Raw genomic sequence first — 19,375 nt, forward strand, 5'->3', positions numbered from 1 at the left:
ATGCCACCGAATAAGGTGGCATTTCCTTTTATTCATTAACGAATAGCTTTTCGTTTACTATTTTAGTGACTACCACTACCAACATTAAAATGCATATTAAATATAGCATTTTCGCAATAAACAACCACCCTTGAAACATTACAATTCCATCTATTATCTCATTTCCTTTCCATTCCATAACAAAAACGGAATTGTGCTGATTATAATGACAAATTCGATGCTGAAAACCATTTTCTTTTTTCGACTATATGCTTTCCATTCATTCCAGCGATACATAGGAGCAAAAATCAATACTCCTATACATAATATAACTGGTACCCATTCACTGTTAAGAAATTGTCCTGAAATAACTGATAATAGTAAACAAACTAGCACACCATAATATCCTATTTTTTCTCTCATTCGTACTTCCCCATTCCCCTTCTCCTCAAATCCCATTTTTAGGATTAATTGTATTGTATCATCCATTTTTTATTCTTATCATTACAGTACATGAAATTTCACTTTTTTCTTTTTCCTATACTCACATACTTTCACTGCTTTCATACAATAAACTACACGAATGCCTAAAGGATGTGAATGTTATGGGAGTTGAATTAACGCTATTACACGCTCTCTACATTATTTGTTTACTCACTATTATTACCTTTTTTATTCTCCGAAAAGATACGACTATCATTTGTATCGTTTTTATCTTTTTATTAGCATTAACTGCAACAAGTTCTATCCCTCTTGCCATTAGTGGGATTTTTCAAAGTTTCATTTACGCCATTACTGAGCTATTACCAACTATATTAATCATCTCCATTATCGTATCAATGAGCAATTTACTCGTTCATACTGGCATAAATGATACGATGATTTCACCATTTACAAAAATGATTCGTACACCTACACTCGCCTACTGGATTATCGGCCTTTTAATGATGACCATTTCTTTCTTCTTTTGGCCTTCTCCAGCTGTCGCCTTAATGGGAGCTATTTTATTACCGGTTGCTGTACGTGTCGGCCTTCCTCCAATTGGGGTTGCAATTGCTATGAACTTATTTGGACACGGCATTGCCTTATCTGGTGACTTCGTTATTCAAGGTGCATCGAAATTAACTGCAGACGCGGCTGGTCTCCCTGTTTCCAGCGTCGTATCTGCAAGTATTCCACTCGTTATCGTTATGGGCATTGTAACAACTTCCGTCGCTTTTTTCTTCTTACGAAGAGAATTTCATACAGGCTTATCTATACAAGAATCTATTCCATCAACTGAGTCTTCTAAAACGCTCACTTCATTATCTCCTCGCACAAAGAAATGGCTCGCTATATGTATCCCTATCGTATATATCATTGATATCCTTTGCATGATTCAATTTAAACTACAAGGAAGCGACGCAACTGCACTTATCGGCGGAACAACTGTTATTATGATTATCATCATTTCACTCATCGCCTACAAAGGAACTGGGCTGACTAAAACGACCGATTATTTTATAGAAGGGCTCCAATTTGGATTTAAAATTTTCGGCCCAGTTATTCCAATTGCTGCACTCTTTTATTTAGGAGATAGCGGCTTTGTAAAAATTATCGGAGACTATTTACCGAAAGGTTCACATGGAATCATTAACGACTTAGGGATTGCCTTATCTCAAACGGTTCCTTTAAACCAATATGTATCGGCGGGAACATTAACTATCGTTGGTGTCATAACAGGCTTAGATGGATCTGGTTTTTCCGGTATATCGCTTGCTGGTTCCATTGCAAACCTTTTCGGAACAGCTTTAGGTCATGGAACAGCTACATTAACAGCACTCGGACAAATTGCGGCTATATGGACCGGGGGCGGGACGTTAATTCCTTGGGCACTTATTCCTGCTGCTGCGATTTATAAAGTCGATCCATTTGAACTTGCACGCCGAAACTTTTTACCGGTTGTTATCGGTTTAATTGTCACCACGATCGTTGCGATGTTTATCCTATAACGTAAGCAAGTGTTCTCTTGCTTACGTTTTTTGCTTGTAAAATTCATCATGAATTATCAGTTTTCAAGAGGGATTCGTTATTACTTAGCGAAATTATATTAGGAGAGTAATTATTTCAAAACGTTTACGAGAAACAGATTACTGCAATTAGAAAAGGGGACATACCTATGAATGAATTGATTTTCGTCTTATTAATTTGTCCATTACTTATCTTTATCGTTTCTGTTATTGGAACGCGCAAGACGAAAACGTATTACGTAATGCCGATTGTAACGTTTGCTAGTTTTTTAATAATAGGTGTTATCGCCTTTACTCCAAAATTTTTCTTTTGGGTTGGCATGTACAGCATCTTCTCATTTATTGTTTCTTATATGACTTTATTGTTTGTAAGAGGATATGAGCTTGCAGAAAGCGCTAAGTAATTAAGGAGATTGTAATATGATTTTCTTTGATATTGATGGAACTTTACTTGAAGTTTTAACAATGATATAAAAGACGACCGCGTTCCCCCGCGGTCGTCTTTTTTCGTGTTACGCTGTGATCCAAGCTTCGTTAGCTGGATTTTTACGCCACTCTTGTAATTTCTTCGTTTCAGCTTGTCCAATCATACCTTTTTCTGCTGCAACTTCAGTTAATGCACTGTAATCACTTAAAGAATATGATGCTACGTTCGCTGCTTCTAACTTTTCTTTTCCTGCTTCTAGCTCGTATGTGAAGATTGATACGATCCCTAATACTTCACAGCCAGCTTCGCGAAGTGCTTCTACACATGTAATTGCACTACCGCCAGTTGAAATTAGGTCCTCTACTACTACTACTTTTTGACCTTTTTCAGCTTTTCCTTCGATTTGGTTCCCTTTACCGTGACCTTTTGCTTTACTACGTACGTAGCACATTGGTAAATCCATACGATCGCTTACCCATGCAGCGTGCGCAATACCAGCAGTTGCTGTTCCTGCAATAACTTCTACAGTTGGGAAGTGCTCTTTAATTAACTCTTCTAATCCAGCTGCAATCGCTTGACGTACTTTTGGATAAGATAAAGTTAAACGGTTATCACAATAAATTGGTGATTTCATACCTGAAGACCATGTGAATGGATCGTTCGGTTGTAAAAATACTGCTCCAATTTCTAATAAATGCGATGCGATTTCTTTTTTCATACTGTTACACCTTCCCACTGTTGTTTTACTGTTTTATACGCTTCAAGCGGATTTTCTGCTTTTGTAATACTACGTCCAACTACGATGTAGCTTGAGCCAAGTTCCCTCGCACGTTTCGGTGTTGCTACGCGCACCTGGTCATTTACATCATCGCTTGCAAGACGAATCCCCGGTGTTACTGTTACAAATTCATTTCCGCATACTTCACGTAATTTTGGAACTTCAAGTGTTGAACAAACAACGCCATCAAGTCCACTTTCTTTCGTTAGTTTTGCATAATGAGCAACCGCTTCTTCTAACGTTTTCTCAATGCCGATCTCTTTTTTCATCATAGCTTCCGAAGTGCTTGTTAGTTGTGTAACTGCAATACAAATCGGTCTCTCTTTTCCTTCTTGCTTACCTTCCTCTAATCCCTCAATCGCAGCTTTCATCATACTGCTTCCCCCAGCAGCATGAACATTTACCATATCAACATCTAGACTAGCTAGGCTACGCATAGCGCTTTTTACTGTATTCGGAATATCATGAAGTTTTAAATCTAGAAAAATCTTATGTCCTTTTTCTTTTAAGTACGTAATAATCGCAGGGCCTTCTTTGTAAAATAACTCCATACCAACTTTGACAAATAACTTTTCCCCTTCAAAGTGGCGCAAGAATTGTTCTACATCTTGTTTCCCTGGAAAATCTAATGCAACGATTAACGACTGTGACATGTTTGCTTCCAGCTCCTTCCTTGACATTCCGAAATGTGATCAAATCCTAATTCATCTAGTAATGCTGGTAACTCTTCAATAATTGTCGGACATACGAACGGATCAATAAAGTTCGCTGTACCTACTGCAACTGCGCTTGCGCCAGCGTAGAAGAATTCAATTACATCTTCCGCTGTCTCAATACCACCCATTCCGATAATCGGAATGTTTACCGCTTGGCTTACTTCATGTACCATACGAATTGCTACTGGCTTAATCGCAGGACCTGATAATCCACCTGTACGGTTTGCTAAAATTGGTTTAGCTGTTTTTAAATCTAGACGCATACCAAGCAATGTATTAATCATCGTTAAACCATCTGCACCTGCATTTTCAATCGCTTTTGCAATTTCCACAATGTTTGCCACGTTCGGTGACAACTTCACGTATACAGGTACTTCAGAAACCTCTTTTACTCGCTTCGTTAAATCAGCAGCAATTTCAGGATTTGTACCAAAGGCGATACCACCTGTTTTTACGTTCGGACAAGAAATGTTTAATTCTAGTGCATGGACATTAGGCGCTTTAGAAATTTCCTTCGCAACCGCTACGTAATCCTCAGCTTGTGAGCCTGCAACGTTCGCAATAATTGGAAGGTCAAATTGTTCTAACCATGGTAATTCCGAATTCATTACTTTGTCTAATCCCGGGTTTTGAAGTCCGATTGCATTTAGCATGCCGCCTGGTGTTTCAGCAACACGAGGCGTTGGATTTCCATAACGTGGTTGTTCTGTCGTCGCTTTAATCATGATTGATCCTAGTACACTTAAATCGTAAAACTGTGCATATTCACGACCAAACCCAAAGCATCCAGATGCCGGTATAATTGGATTTTTTAACGATAATCCTGGTAATTCAACTTGCAATCTGTTCATAGTACAACCTCCCCGATTGGAAATACTGGTCCGTCGCTACACACCTTCTTGTAAGAATGTCCACTTGGATCTTCTTGTAAGTGGCATACACATGCGAAACAAGCTCCAATACCACAGCCCATACGTTCTTCTAATGAAATATAGGCTTTTTTCTCTTTGTAACGTCCTTCTAATGCACGAAGCATCGCTAACGGACCACATGAATAAAGAATATCAAAGTCAATTCCGTAATTATCAATTACATCTGTGACAAATCCTTTTGTACCGTGTGTACCGTCTACTGTTGCAACGTACGTATCACCAAGTTCTGCAAATTTTTCTTCATAGAAAACTACATCTTTCGTTTGAAAACCTAGGATGTGAATTACGCGTACCCCTTTTGCAACGAGGCGCTGTGATAATTCATAAAGTGGTGGTACACCAATTCCCCCGCCTACTAGTAAAGCTGTTTGACCAGCTTCTGCTTCTTCTACAGGAAAACCATGTCCTAGCGGTCCTAGTACGTCTACCATTTCACCTTGTTTTCTAGTTGCTAATGTTTTTGTCCCTTGTCCTTCTGCACGATATAGCATTGTAAATTCGTTCTTCTCTTGATTTACATTACAAATACTAATCGGGCGGCGCAGAAGGGGCGCAATGCCCTCTGCTACCTTAATGTGTACAAACTGCCCTGGTTCGTTCATTTGCTGTACTAACGTTCCTTGAAGCACTAATTCGTAAATGTTTTTTGCGATTTCTTTTTGGTTAACGACAATCATATTTTGCTTTTGCATCATGCATGTACCACCTCGTGACGCTTTGTTTGCGTAATTTCTTTCATTGAATGAGCTGAGAATGTCATAGATTCTAGTACTCGTAAGATTGCTCTCGTTGTATCAAGTGATGTTAAGCAAGCCACACCATTTTCTACTGATTCACGGCGAATGCGGAAACCATCACGCGCTGGTTGTTTGCCTTTCGTTAGCGTATTGATTACAAACTGTGCTTTTCCTTGACGGATAATATCTAGTAAGTTGTAGTCTTCAGAATCAATTTTGTTTACAACTTGCACTGGAATATTTTGCTCAGCTAACGACTGTGCTGTTCCAGCTGTTGCTAATAAGTTATAACCGATTTCGTGGAAACGTTTTGCAATTTCCATTGCCTCTTCTTTATCTTTATCCGCTACAGTAATGATTACTGATCCGTGCGTTGGGATGTTAATTCCAGAAGCAACTAATCCTTTGTATAATGCTTTTTCAAGCGTTAAGTCTTTACCCATTACTTCCCCTGTTGATTTCATTTCAGGTCCTAATGTTGTATCAACTGAGCGTAGTTTTGCGAATGAGAATACCGGAGCCTTTACATATACTTCTTTCTCTTCTGGGTGATAACCAGTTCCGTATCCTTGCTCTACTAGGTCTTGCCCTAAAATAACTTTCGTTGCAACATTCGCCATCGGTACGCCTGTAATTTTACTTAAGAATGGTACTGTACGGCTCGCACGTGGATTTACTTCGATTACATACACTTCATCTTTGAATACTACAAACTGAATGTTTAGTAATCCAACAATGTTTAAACCTTTTCCAAGTGCAATTGTATGTTCAATAATTTGTTCTTTTAGTTTTGCAGATAAGCTTTGCGGTGGATATACTCCGATTGAGTCACCAGAGTGAACTCCAGCGCGTTCAATATGTTCCATAATACCCGGAATGAATACATTCTCACCATCTGAAATTGCATCTACTTCAATTTCTTTACCAACCATGTAACGATCGATTAATACTGGGTGATCTGCGTGAACTTTAACCGCATTTTTCATGTAGTGCAGCAGTTCTTCTTGACGATATACGATTTCCATCGCGCGTCCACCTAGTACGTAAGATGGTCTTACTAATACTGGGTAACCAATTTTGTCAGCGATTGCTACTGCTTGCTCTACAGTCGTTGCTGTTTTACCAACTGGTTGCGGGATACCAAGTTGTGTTAGCGCTGCTTCAAACTTATCACGATCTTCTGCGCGGTCTAAATCTTCAAGTGATGTTCCTAAGATTTTCACACCGTGAGCTTCTAATTTAGCAGCTAAGTTAATTGCCGTTTGTCCACCGAACTGAACGATAACACCTTCTGGTTTTTCTAAATCGATAATGTGCATTACATCTTCAATCGTTAATGGTTCAAAGTATAATTTGTCAGAAATACTGAAGTCTGTTGAAACTGTTTCTGGGTTGTTATTAACAATGATTGCCTCATATCCAGCTTCTTTAATTGCCCATACTGAGTGAACTGTTGCGTAGTCAAACTCAACACCTTGACCAATGCGGATCGGACCAGATCCTAGAACTACTACACTCTTACGATCTGTTACAATCGATTCATTTTCGTCCGCATATGTGCTGTAGTAATATGGCGTTGCAGATTCAAACTCTGCCGCACAAGTATCTACCATTTTGAATACTGGCATCATATTATTTTCTTTACGCATATCGTAAATTTCGCGCTCCGTTTTGTTCCAAGCTGCTGCAATGTAGTGATCGCTGAAGCCCATTTCTTTTGCAGTTTGTAGTACTTCCATATTTCCTACGTTCGCTTTTACTTCACGTTCCATATTTACGATGTTTTCAACTTTTTGTAAGAAGAAGAAGTCCATTTCACACCATTCATTGATTTCTTCTTTCGTTACACCTTGGCGAATTGCTTCTGCTACAATAAACAGTCGTTCATCATCCGCTTTAATGATACGTTTTTTCATCGTTTCTTTATCAAGTTCTTTTAAGTGCTCTAATTCTAAGTGATAAATGCCAAGCTCTAAAGAACGAACTGCTTTTAGTAATGATTCTTCTAAGTTACGTCCGATTGACATAACTTCACCAGTTGCTTTCATTTGTGTTCCAAGCGTTCTGTTCGCTGATTCAAACTTATCAAACGGCCAACGTGGAATTTTTGAAACAACATAGTCTAACGCTGGCTCGAAACAAGCGTAAGTTTTTTGTGTTACTGGGTTTACGATTTCATCTAACGTTAAGCCGACTGCAATTTTTGCTGCTAATTTCGCAATTGGATATCCAGTTGCTTTAGATGCTAGTGCAGATGAACGACTTACACGTGGATTTACTTCAATTACATAGTATTGGAAGCTATATGGATCAAGCGCAAGCTGAACGTTACATCCGCCTTCAATTCCTAGTGCACGAATAATTCGTAATGAAGTGTTACGTAACATTTGATATTCACGGTCGCTTAGCGTTTGGCTCGGTGCTACTACAATCGAATCACCTGTGTGAACACCAACTGGATCGATGTTTTCCATGTTACATACTACAATCGCGTTATCATTTGAATCACGCATTACTTCATATTCAATTTCCTTACAGCCAGCAATACTTTTCTCTAATAAACATTGTGTTACTGGACTATGTTTTAAACCACTTGTTACGATTTCAATTAGCTCTTCTTCGTTATGGCAAATTCCGCCGCCCGTTCCTCCTAATGTGAACGCTGGTCGAACGATTACTGGATAACCAATTTCGTTTACAAATCCATATGCTTCATCAAGGTTATGAATAATTTCACTTGGTGGTGTTGGTTCATTTAAATCTTGCATTAATGTACGGAATAAATCACGATCTTCCGCTTGCTCGATTGCTGATAATTTTGTTCCTAAAATTTCAACTCCGCACTCGTCAAGTACGCCTGATTTTGCAAGTTCAACAGCCATGTTTAAACCTGTTTGACCACCTAATGTTGGTAGGATTGCATCAGGACGTTCTTTACGAATAATACGGCTTACGAATTCTAATGTTAATGGCTCGATGTATACTTTATCTGCTGTTGCAGTATCCGTCATAATTGTTGCTGGGTTAGAGTTAACAAGGATTACTTTGTAACCTTCCTCTTTAAGAGATTGACAAGCTTGTGTACCAGAGTAGTCAAACTCCGCTGCTTGCCCAATTACAATTGGTCCTGATCCGATTACTAAAATTGTGTTAATGTCTAGGCGTTTTGGCATAACTCTTCCCCTTCTTTCTTGAAGTTTTCAATCATTGTTAAGAAATCTTCGAATAAATCATTTGCATCTTCTGGTCCCGCTGAAGCTTCTGGATGGTATTGTACTGTAAATGCTGGGAACTTCTTATGACGAAGACCTTCTACCGTTCCATCGTTTAAAGCAACATGTGTAATTTCAAGATCTGTATTTTCAACTGATTCTTCTTCTACTGCGTATCCGTGGTTTTGAGATGTAATTGCTACTTTTCCAGTTGCAAGATTTTTTACTGGATGGTTTAAACCACGGTGACCAAATTTCAACTTACTTGTATTTGCACCTGATGCTAGAGCGAACAATTGATGTCCTAGGCAAATTCCGAATAAAGGAACTTTACCGATAATGTCTTTTAACATTTCAATTGCTTCTGGTACATCTTTCGGATCTCCAGGTCCATTACTTAACATAATTCCATCTGGGCTAAGGCGTAAAATTTCTTCTGCTGTTGTGTTGTAAGGAACTACAATTACATCACAGTCACGCTTATTTAATTCTCGTAAAATACCATGTTTCATACCGAAGTCTACTAGTACAACTCGGTGACCACGACCTGGGCTTGGGTATGGATCTTTCGTTGATACGCGTTTTACATGATCTGTAAATACTGTCGCTTTTAATTGACTTACAATGTACTCTACATCTGCATCCATATTACAAAGGCGTCCGCGTAATGTACCGTATTGACGAATTTTTCTCGTTAATTTTCTCGTATCAATCCCTGCTAATCCTGGGATATTTCTTTCGTTCAAGTAATCATTTAACGAAATTTCATTACGGAAGTTTGATGGATGATCACAAATTTCGTTTGCGATTAAACCATTTACAGATGGGTGAATGGATTCAAAATCGTCACGGTTAATGCCGTAGTTTCCGATTAATGGGTACGTGAATGTTACGATTTGACCGCAATATGATGGATCAGATAATGTTTCTTGATATCCAGTCATTCCTGTTGTAAATACAACCTCACCTGACTTTTCGATTTCGCCTCCGAAACCTGTTCCAATTAATACTGTTCCATCTTCTAAGATAAGTTGTCTTTTCATACTAATGCACTCTCCTTTTGCCATGCGATCTTACCACCAACGATTGTCATTACCGGCCATCCTTGGCATTTCCAACCTGCGAATGGTGTATTTTTTCCTTTTGATAAGAATGTTGTTGGGTCAATCTCTTCTTCTTGTTCTAAATCAATGATTGTAATATCAGCTGTTCTACCTTCTTTCAGGCGACCTGCTTCTAAGCCGAATGTATCAGCTGGCTTTTCTGTTAAGAATTGAATTAATTGTTCTAATGTAATAATTCCTTTTTTCACAAGGTTTGTGTATAGAAGTGGGAATGCTGTTTCAAAACCAGTAATTCCAAACGGTGCTCTTTCAATTCCTTGTGCTTTCTCTTCCGCTGTATGCGGTGCATGGTCAGTTGCAATCATATCGATCGTTCCATCTAATAAACCTTCAATTAATGCTGCATGGTCTTCTTTTCCACGAAGCGGTGGGTTCATTTTAAAGTTAGGATCAGCTGATGGGATATCATCTTCACATAACACTAGGTGATGCGGTGTTACTTCTGCTGTTACTTTAATTCCAGCGCGTTTCGCATCACGGATTACACGTACCGAACCTTTCGTACTTACATGACATACGTGATAGTGGCAATCTGCTGCTTCAGCAAGCAGTATATCCCTTGCAATATGTACAGATTCACATACTGATGGGATACCGTTTAATCCGTGTTTCTCAGAAAACTTCCCTTCATGTACACAACCTTTATTAATAAGCGTATTCTCTTCACAGTGCGCAACTACTGCCATATCTAATTTTGCTGCACGTTTCATAGCCGCTAACATCATGCTCGCATCTTGTACGCCTACGCCGTCATCTGTGAAAGCAAATGCTCCAAGTTCTTTTAATGTTTCGAAATCTGTCATTTCAGAACCAGCTTGACGTACTGTAATTGCTCCGTATGGTAGTACGTTAACATGAGCTTTTTCTTCAATACGTTTTTGCAAGTCTTCCATATGTTCTCTGCAATCTGGTACCGGACGTGTATTTGGCATTGCGCAAATTGTAGTGAATCCACCTTTTGCCGCTGCTAGTGTACCTGTTTCAATTGTTTCTTTATGTTCACCACCTGGTTCACGAAGATGTACGTGTACATCTACTAATCCAGGTGCGATTAACTTTCCGTTCACATCGATTACTTCAGCATTATCTGCCGTAATATTTTCTGCTACCTTAGCGATTTTACCGTCTTGTACGAGAAGATCCGTTGCTACGATTTTTCCTTCTTCATTCATATAACGACCATTTTTAAACAAGTAATTCATGTTTCATTCCTCCTAATACATTTGGTAAGGCGCGTTTTAGTACAGCCATTCTTACGTAAACTCCATTTTCCATTTGTTTAAATATGCGTGAACGCTCACACTCAACAAGTTCACTTGCAATTTCAACATCACGGTTTACAGGAGCTGGATGCATAATAATGCTTCCTTCTTTCATACGCTTTTCTCTTTCCACTGTTAATCCGTGTTTCTCATGATACTCTTTCATAATGTCTGTTTCATAATGATCATGACGCTCATGTTGTACACGAAGTAACATCATTACATCCACTTCTGGAACAAGTTCATCTAATGGTTTGTATGTTCCAAATGTGTTGTCTTCATCTTTCCACTCTTCTGGACTTGCAAAGTAGATTGTTGCACCTAGTTTCGTTAATGCTTCTGCATTCGAACGCGCTACTCTGCTATGACGAACATCTCCTACTATCGCAATCTTTAATCCTTCAAATCTTCCAAACTCTTGTTTAATTGTAAGGAGATCGAGTAGGCACTGCGTTGGGTGGTTTCCACATCCATCTCCAGCATTTAAGATTGGGATATTCACCTGATCTTTTAGTTCATCGAAGTAGCGATCTTGCTCATGGCGGACGATTACCGCTTTTGTTCCGATTGATTCTAATGTTCTTATCGTATCGTATAAAGTTTCTCCTTTTTGTACGCTAGATGCATCAGCTGAAAAGTTTAAAACATCAAGTCCTAATCTCTTCTCAGCAACCTCAAAGCTAAATCTCGTTCTCGTACTATTCTCAAAGAACAAGTTCGCAACAAAAGTTTGCTCTGTCGTTTTGCTTTCTTTTCCATTCGCAAAATCTTCTGCGTCTTTTAGGATTTCTGAAATTTCTACTTCCGATAATTCACTCATCGTTAACAAATGGCTCATCGTCATCCCTCATCTTTCTAATTTTTATGTTACCACTTTCGTATATTTATAACAACCTTTGTATAAAAATACCCTAGTCATGTGAGACTAGGGTGCAAGAAAGAAGCCACCCTTTTCGGTCTCACAGGACTGAATTAAAAGGTTATTATTATGAAGCAATTTGCTTAGATTGTTTTATTTGTTTCGTTTCTGGTAGTAGTAGATTTAATAGTACACCTACAATTGCTGCTAGTGCCATTCCTTCTACTTGGAACGATTCTCCTACGTGAAGTACCGCTCCGCCAATACCAATCACTAGTATCACTGATGCAATCATTAAGTTTCGTTTGTCACTTAGGTCTGTTTTATCATCTACCATCATGCGTAATCCGCTTGATGCGATTACACCGAATAGTAGGATTGATACACCACCCATAACTGGTGTTGGGATCGAATGAATCAGTGCAGAAATCTTACCGATAAACCCGAATATGATTGCAAACACTGCTGAACCGATGAATAAGTATACACTGTATGCTCTCGTAATTGCTAGCACACCGATGTTTTCACCATACGTCGTATTCGGCGGTCCACCGATTAGTGACGCGATTAATGTCGCTACCCCATCACCGAAGATTGAACGGTGTAAACCTGGTTTTTCAATTAAATCTCTTTTAATAACATTTCCAAGTACAATTTGATGTCCGATATGCTCTGAAATTGTTACTAGTGCAACTGGTACCATCAGGAGTACAATCTTCCACGAAAACTCCGGCGTATATGTTACAAATGGTACTGTGAAATCTGGTATAACAAACCATTTTGCCTCAGCTACCGGCTTTAAGTCTACTAGCCCTTGGAAGTAAGCGAAGATATATCCGCCGACAATCCCTAGTAACACTGGTATGATACTGAAAAACCCTCTCCCGAATATCGAGCAGATAATTGTAATTGCTAACGTTACTAACGCTACTGAAAAGTGTGTAAAGCTATATTTGCCATCCGCACCGTTCATCGCCATGTTAACTGCTGTATGTGCTAAAGCTAGACCGATTACCATTACTACTGGACCAACTACGATTGGCGGAAGTAATTTCATAATCCACTCTGATCCTGACTTCTTAATTCCGAGTGAGATTAAGATGTACACAAGTCCTGCTAGCAAACCACCAAGCATTGCTGCTCCCGGTCCACCTGCCGTTTTCGCTGTTATAATCGGTGCGATAAAGGCGAATGATGATCCTAGATAGGCAGGTACTTGACCTTTCGTTATAAGAAGGAACGCTAACGTTCCTAATCCACTTGATATTAATGCTACTGATGGATTCAATCCTGTTAAAAACGGAACAAGCACTGTTGATCCAAACATCGCGAACAAATGTTGTATACTTAAAAATAACCATTTTCCCGGTTTCGGTACTTCATTAACGTCTAACACTGGCTTTTGTTCCATTGTTACATCCTCCTTCAGTTTAAATCTTTGCAATAAAAAAACTCTTTGTGCCTGTGCACAAAGAGTCCTACACTTTCGTATGCCAAATTTGACATATGAAAGCCAAGACCCTTTGGCAGCCTCACAGGACTACATTTAAAAGGGCTTTACTTATCGTATATGCTTACTCGATCTTGTTGATCTGTCTCTTGCAAATCAACTTCGATACGCTCTTCACTTGATGTTGGAATGTTCTTCCCTACATAATCAGCGCGAATTGGTAATTCGCGATGACCTCTATCAACAAGAACCGCCAATTGGATTTGAGATGGTCTACCTAAATCCATAAGAGCATCCATTGCTGCTCGAACTGTTCTTCCTGTATATAATACGTCATCCACAAGGATAACTTTCTTCTTCGTAATATCTACAGGGATATCAGAACCTTTTACAAGTGGTTCTTTATTTTTCGATTGTAGTGTTAAATCATCACGATATAACGTAATGTCTAACTCTCCAACTTCCATTTCTTTTCCTTCAATTTGACCAATTCGTTCTGCCAAACGTTGTGCAATAAAAATTCCACGAGTTTTAATTCCGACAAGAACACAATTATCGACACCTTTATTTCGTTCCACGATTTCATGACTAATTCGTGTTAAAGCGCGGCGAATCATTTGGTCATCTAAAACGACAGCTTTCTCTTGCATGCTCTACACCTCCAAGCTTTTTTCTTGCGTGAGAGTAATGGTATAAAAAAAGTCCTCTCAGCGTGTGCGAGAGGACTTTTGAAAAAAGGGTACAACATACCCTAAGTATTTCAAACCGTTACCTTCTCAACCTCACGGGGCTGTGTTAAAGGATCATTATTTAACTGTTGTCAGTATCTCAGTTTTCTTATGATTTGTCAATACTATTTTCGTAAAATATTTAATACGTCTTCAAACACTTCTGGAATCGGTGCCTCAAACTGAATATATTCACCAGTACGAGGATGATCAAAGCCTAAAATACCCGCATGAAGTGCTTGTCCATTCATATCTAACGTTTTCTTCGGACCATACTTCGGATCTCCTGCAAGTGGATAGCCAATATATTTCATATGAACACGAATTTGGTGCGTACGTCCCGTTTCTAAGCGACATTCTACAAGCGTAAAGTCTTTAAAGCGTTCTAACACTTGGAAGTGCGTAACAGCGTTCTTACCATTTTCATCAACTGTCATACTTTGACGCTCTTTCTTATCACGAGCAATCGGAGCATCAATCGTTCCCTTATCATGCGGAATCACACCGTGTACAATCGCTTTGTAACGTCTCGTTACTGTTTTTGCTACAAGCTGATTTACAAGCGATTCATGTGCCATATCATTTTTAGCAACCATTAATAGTCCAGATGTATCTTTATCAATACGATGCACGATACCTGGGCGCATTACACCGTTAATGCCTGATAAGTCTGTACAATGGTGCATAAGGCCGTTTACAAGTGTACCACTTGTATGCCCTGGTGCTGGATGTACAACCATACCACGTGGCTTATTTACAACAAGCACATCTGCATCTTCATAATAAATTTCTAAATTTAAATCCTCTGGTTGAATATCTAACTCTTCTGGTTCAGGAATTGTTACTGTAATTTCATCTTCTTCTTTTACTTTATAATTCCCTTTTACCGCTTTTCCGTTTACTGTCACAACGTCATCTTTAATCCATTGCTGCACTTGCGTACGTGACCATTCGTTATTTATCCCTGCAACGAATTTATCAATTCGCTCGTTTTTTTGCTCTGCTGCAACTGTTACTTGTACTACTTCACTCATTCAATTACTCCTTCGCTTTCTTGCCTTCTAATAATGTTTGAATAATAATTAATACAACACCAATACATAATGCTGAATCAGCTATATTGAATACTGGATAGTTGTACGAGAAAATATACACGTGAATGAAATCCACTACTTCTTGTCTAAATACACGATCAATAAAGTTACCAATTGCCCCGCCCAAAATTAGGCTTAACGAAATACCTAGAAGCTTGTCTGTTTTCGCATACTTTTTCATATAAAATACAATAAACACTACAAAAATAACTGTAATAATGTAGAAGAACCACATTTTATTTTCTAAAATACCCCAAGCAGCGCCTCTATTTCGATGTGATGTTATGTATAATACATTGTCGATAATCGGAATACTCGTACCCAATTCCATGTTCTTTACAATTAACCACTTCGATATTTGATCGATAGCAATGACGAATAACGCTATTACATAATATATCATTTTCATTTCCCCCACAAAGACAGTGTACCTCAAAATTTTAGCATAGCTGCTACCTTTTCACAATGAACCTTTATAGAAGAATAAAATAAATTTAAAAAAGGTAATATAATATCGTTGTGCGTATTCATACATTTACCTTTTCGTAGAAGAATTCATGAATCGTACGGGCAGTCGGCATTGTCTTCATTTGCTTTGTCGAAATTAATCTCCCTGTCTCTTCACAAATACCATACATGTCTATTTCCATTTTAAATAATGCGCGTTCTACATCCTTTAAATCCTCTTTTATATCATGTAATAGCAATTTTTTCTTTATCTCTTCCTTAATTTCATATCCAAGCTCTTGGCTGAACTCGACATCATATTTGTGCATTACTTCTTTAGCTAGTCTCTCTTGCAACTCTTTTCTCATCAATTGCAATTCTTCTTTTATTTCCATGTAAATTTCATTCACGTGTACATTCCTCCTAGCTGTAATGTACAGTTAGTGTGTCCGAAATTTATTTGCTTACCTCACACACATTTTTCCTTCACAGGAAAGAGTCTGAAAGTGATCTTGATATGCCATCAACAAAAAAACTGACCGCATCAATAGCAGTCAGTTTTTTATTATTTTACATAGTTTTCTTTAACAACTGTTGCACAACGCTCACATAATGTTTCATGTTCAGCATCTTTACCAATTGTTTCTGAAACTACCCAACAACGTTCACATGTTTCACCAGTTGCTTGAACAACAACAACCGCTGTATGTTCATACTTCGGTGCATCTGCTGGCGCTTCATCCATCATACCACCAAGTTTATACTCAGAAACGATGAATAATTGCTTTAAGTCTTCGCTAATAGACTCTAACATAGCTTTCATTTCTGCAGTTGGATATAGCGTAATGCTTGCATTTAATGACTTACCGATTACTTTTTCATTACGAGCTACTTCTAGTGCTTTTAACACGTCATCACGTAATGTCATAAATGCATCCCATTTTGTTTTTAACGCTTCCGCGTCATCTAATTGTACAGCTTCTGGCATATCAGTTAATTGTACACTTTCTTCTGTTACGCCTGGAATATATGGCCATACTTCATCAGCTGTGTGCGGTAAGATTGGTGTTACAAGTTTCGTTAACGCAACAAGAACATCATATAATACAGTTTGAATTGCACGACGATCTTCGTGGTTTGCACCTTCAATGTATAAAATGTCTTTTGCAAAGTCTAAGTAGAATGAACTTAAATCAATTGTACAGAAGTTATGAATTGCATGATACACAGCAGCGAAGTCGTATGTCTCATATGCTTCTTTAACTTTTGTAATTAAGTCATTTAATTTTACTAACATGTAACGATCTACTTCACGAAGTTCAGCTACAGCTACTGCATTTTCACTTGGCTTAAAGTCGTCTAAGTTTCCTAATAAGAAACGGAATGTGTTACGGATTTTACGATACACTTCTGCTACTTGTTTTAAAATATCATCTGAAATACGTACGTCAGATTGATAGTCAACAGAAGATACCCATAAGCGTAAAATGTCTCCGCCTAATTGATCCATGATTTTCTTCGGTACGACGATGTTTCCAATCGACTTACTCATTTTACGTCCTTCACCATCTAGTACGAAACCGTGGCTTAGTACGCCTTTATATGGAGCTTTACCTGTTACAGCAACTGCTGTTGATAATGAAGAGTTAAACCAACCACGATACTGGTCAGATCCTTCTAAATATAAATCAGCTGGACGCTGTAAATCTTCGCGCTCTTCTAATACCGCTTGGTGAGAAGAACCTGAATCGAACCATACATCCATGATGTCTGTTTCTTTACGGAATTCGCCATTTGGGCTACCTGGATGTGTAAATCCTTCTGGTAATAGATCTTTCGCTTCACGCTCGAACCATACGTTAGAACCGTGTTCACGGAATAAATCTGCTACATGGTTAATTGTTTCATCCGTAATAATTGGATCACCATTCTCAGCATAGAATACCGGAATTGGCACACCCCATGCACGCTGACGAGAAATACACCAGTCACCACGGTCACGAACCATATTATGAAGACGAGTTTCTCCCCATGCTGGTACCCATTTTGTTTCTGCTACAGCTTCTATTAATTCTTTACGGAATGCTTCAATAGATGCAAACCACTGTGCTGTCGCACGGAAAATAATTGGTTTTTTCGTTCTCCAATCATGTGGGTATGAATGTGTAATGAATGTTAGTTTCAGTAACGCGCCTACTTCTTCTAATTTTTCTGTAATTGGTTTGTTAGCTTTATCATAGAATAAGCCTTCAAATCCAGGTGCCTCATTTGTTAATACACCTTTATCATCGACTGGGCAAAGTACTTCTAATCCATACTTTTTACCAACAACGAAGTCATCTTCCCCGTGTCCTGGTGCTGTATGAACACAACCTGTACCTGCATCTGTTGTTACGTGATCTCCTAGCATAACTAATGAATCACGATTGTAGAATGGATGTTTTGCAACTGTATACTCAAGTTCGCTACCTTTTACTGTTTTCACAACTTCAGCATTTTCCCACTCTAACGTTTTTGCAACTGTCTCAAACAGCTCAGAAGCAATGATATATTTCTCATCATTTACTTTTACAATGCTATATTCAAGCTCTGGATGAACAGAAATACCTAAGTTTGCAGGTAATGTCCAAGGTGTTGTTGTCCAAATGATGTACTTTTCATCACCTTCTAATACGTTCTTTCCATCTTTTACAGGGAATGCTACGTAAATAGATGCTGATTTTTTATCTTGATATTCAATTTCAGCTTCCGCTAAAGCAGATTCACTCGTTGGAGACCAGTAAACTGGTTTTTGACCTTTATAGATATAACCTTTTTTCGCCATGTCACCAAACACTTTAATTTGTTGTGCTTCATAAGCTGGCTCTAAAGTAATATATGGATTATCCCAATCTGCACGTACACCTAGACGCTTAAATTGTTCACGTTGACGTTCTACTTGTTCATATGCATACTCTGCACATAACTTACGGAACTCAGCAACTGTCATTTCTTTACGTTTTACACCTTTATTTGTTAAAGCTTGTTCAATTGGTAAACCGTGCGTATCCCATCCTGGAACATATGGCGCACTAAAACCACTCATTGATTTATAACGAACAATAAAGTCTTTTAATACTTTATTTAATGCATGTCCCATATGAATGTCACCATTCGCATATGGAGGTCCATCATGCAATACAAATAAAGGACGACCTTTTGTATGTTCTTGTACTTTTTCGTAAATATTCATTTCAGCCCATTTTTCTTGCATTGCAGGCTCACGTTTTGGTAAATTCCCACGCATTGGGAACTCAGTTTTTGGCATCAGTAATGTATTTTTGTACTCCATGCTCAATTCCTCCTTACATGTATAAAAGAAATACTTAAAAAACGGAATAAAAAAGAGACCTTCTCATCCCAAAAAGGGACGAGAAAGTCTCCCGCGGTACCACCCTAGTAGATCATATACATATGTATAGAATCCTCTTTATATTCTTAACGCGAATACACGCCTACGCTTACTCTATTTGTTCAGCGCGGAACTCCAGGGTGATATTCCCACTATCTCCTTATCCTGAGCTTACACCATCCTCAGTTCGCTATATAAGGTTTGAAAAGGTACTTATCCCTATCTTCGTT

16 protein-coding genes, 1 pseudogene and 1 other annotated feature (1 of these 18 cut by a window edge) are annotated in these 19,375 nt (G+C 38.5%); of the genes and pseudogenes, 2 read left to right on the plus strand and 15 right to left on the minus strand.

Translation table 11 applies throughout. From position 1 onward, the window contains the following. Positions 1–28 precede the first annotated feature (28 nt). Positions 29–402: pseudogene (locus MHB52_RS20170) on the minus strand (YoqO family protein). 182 nt (positions 403–584) lie between these two features. Here MHB52_RS20170 and MHB52_RS20175 point away from each other — a divergent pair. Both MHB52_RS20175 and MHB52_RS20180 read left to right on the plus strand, forming a co-directional pair. Further along, positions 585–1,970, plus strand: coding sequence for a hypothetical protein (locus MHB52_RS20175; protein ID WP_061663495.1), 1,386 nt, complete (start codon positions 585–587; stop codon positions 1,968–1,970). Positions 1,971–2,137: 167 nt separating this feature from the next. Continuing rightward, positions 2,138–2,392 carry a YbeF family protein gene (locus tag MHB52_RS20180; RefSeq protein ID WP_001003933.1) on the plus strand — a complete coding sequence of 85 codons (255 nt, stop codon included), beginning with the start codon at positions 2,138–2,140 and terminating at the stop codon, positions 2,390–2,392. 108 nt (positions 2,393–2,500) lie between these two features. On the opposite strand, the gene pyrE is transcribed toward MHB52_RS20180, so the two are convergent. The 14 genes from pyrE to ileS2 all read right to left on the minus strand — a co-directional run bounded on the left by pyrE (position 2,501) and on the right by ileS2 (position 19,085). Then, positions 2,501–3,133, minus strand: a complete 633-nt coding sequence (gene pyrE / locus MHB52_RS20185; protein ID WP_000711449.1) for an orotate phosphoribosyltransferase — start codon at positions 3,131–3,133, stop codon at positions 2,501–2,503. Continuing rightward, a complete protein-coding gene (pyrF, locus tag MHB52_RS20190; RefSeq protein ID WP_000083505.1) occupies positions 3,130–3,846 on the minus strand; it encodes an orotidine-5'-phosphate decarboxylase in 717 nt (238 codons plus the stop codon). The genes pyrE and pyrF overlap by 4 nt, the downstream gene beginning before the upstream one ends. Continuing rightward, positions 3,831–4,760, minus strand: a complete 930-nt coding sequence (gene pyrD / locus MHB52_RS20195) for a dihydroorotate oxidase B catalytic subunit (protein ID WP_001081049.1) — start codon at positions 4,758–4,760, stop codon at positions 3,831–3,833. The genes pyrF and pyrD overlap by 16 nt, the downstream gene beginning before the upstream one ends. Then, positions 4,757–5,536 (minus strand): dihydroorotate oxidase B electron transfer subunit, encoded by a 780-nt coding sequence (gene pyrK, locus MHB52_RS20200; protein ID WP_000983368.1) that lies wholly within the window; start codon positions 5,534–5,536, stop codon positions 4,757–4,759. The genes pyrD and pyrK overlap by 4 nt, the downstream gene beginning before the upstream one ends. Next, positions 5,533–8,751 (minus strand): carbamoyl-phosphate synthase large subunit, encoded by a 3,219-nt coding sequence (gene carB / locus MHB52_RS20205; RefSeq protein WP_001126104.1) that lies wholly within the window; start codon positions 8,749–8,751, stop codon positions 5,533–5,535. The genes pyrK and carB overlap by 4 nt, the downstream gene beginning before the upstream one ends. Further along, positions 8,736–9,833 (minus strand): carbamoyl phosphate synthase small subunit, encoded by a 1,098-nt coding sequence (locus MHB52_RS20210; protein ID WP_061663494.1) that lies wholly within the window; start codon positions 9,831–9,833, stop codon positions 8,736–8,738. Before MHB52_RS20210 ends, carB begins: the two co-directional genes overlap by 16 nt. Further along, a complete protein-coding gene (gene pyrC / locus MHB52_RS20215) occupies positions 9,830–11,116 on the minus strand; it encodes a dihydroorotase (protein WP_001108366.1) in 1,287 nt (428 codons plus the stop codon). The genes MHB52_RS20210 and pyrC overlap by 4 nt, the downstream gene beginning before the upstream one ends. Then, positions 11,100–12,014, minus strand: coding sequence for an aspartate carbamoyltransferase (pyrB, locus tag MHB52_RS20220; protein WP_000018845.1), 915 nt, complete (start codon positions 12,012–12,014; stop codon positions 11,100–11,102). The genes pyrC and pyrB overlap by 17 nt, the downstream gene beginning before the upstream one ends. Positions 12,015–12,162: 148 nt before the next feature. Further along, positions 12,163–13,446, minus strand: coding sequence for a uracil permease (gene uraA / locus MHB52_RS20225; protein WP_000435931.1), 1,284 nt, complete (start codon positions 13,444–13,446; stop codon positions 12,163–12,165). 146 nt (positions 13,447–13,592) lie between these two features. After that, complete coding sequence (pyrR, locus tag MHB52_RS20230; protein WP_001156491.1) at positions 13,593–14,135, minus strand: bifunctional pyrimidine operon transcriptional regulator/uracil phosphoribosyltransferase; 543 nt, start codon at positions 14,133–14,135, stop codon at positions 13,593–13,595. 203 nt (positions 14,136–14,338) lie between these two features. Continuing rightward, a complete protein-coding gene (locus MHB52_RS20235; protein ID WP_000005830.1) occupies positions 14,339–15,247 on the minus strand; it encodes an RluA family pseudouridine synthase in 909 nt (302 codons plus the stop codon). A gap of 4 nt (positions 15,248–15,251) precedes the next feature. After that, the gene (gene lspA, locus MHB52_RS20240) at positions 15,252–15,710 is read right to left on the minus strand and encodes a lipoprotein signal peptidase LspA (protein WP_061663493.1); all 459 of its coding nucleotides are present in this window, start codon (positions 15,708–15,710) and stop codon (positions 15,252–15,254) included. Positions 15,711–15,834: 124 nt separating this feature from the next. Next, complete coding sequence (locus MHB52_RS20245; protein WP_001002956.1) at positions 15,835–16,164, minus strand: molecular chaperone DnaK; 330 nt, start codon at positions 16,162–16,164, stop codon at positions 15,835–15,837. Positions 16,165–16,319: 155 nt separating this feature from the next. Next, entirely contained in the window at positions 16,320–19,085 is a 2,766-nt protein-coding gene (gene ileS2 / locus MHB52_RS20250; protein WP_000455920.1) for an isoleucine--tRNA ligase, read from the minus strand. A gap of 71 nt (positions 19,086–19,156) precedes the next feature. Further along, positions 19,157–19,375, minus strand: a binding site (T-box leader); it runs 5 nt beyond the window's last position.

It is taken from the genome of Bacillus sp. FSL K6-0073, from assembly GCF_038006085.1.
GTDB classification, from domain to species: Bacteria; Bacillota; Bacilli; order Bacillales; family Bacillaceae_G; genus Bacillus_A; species Bacillus_A cereus.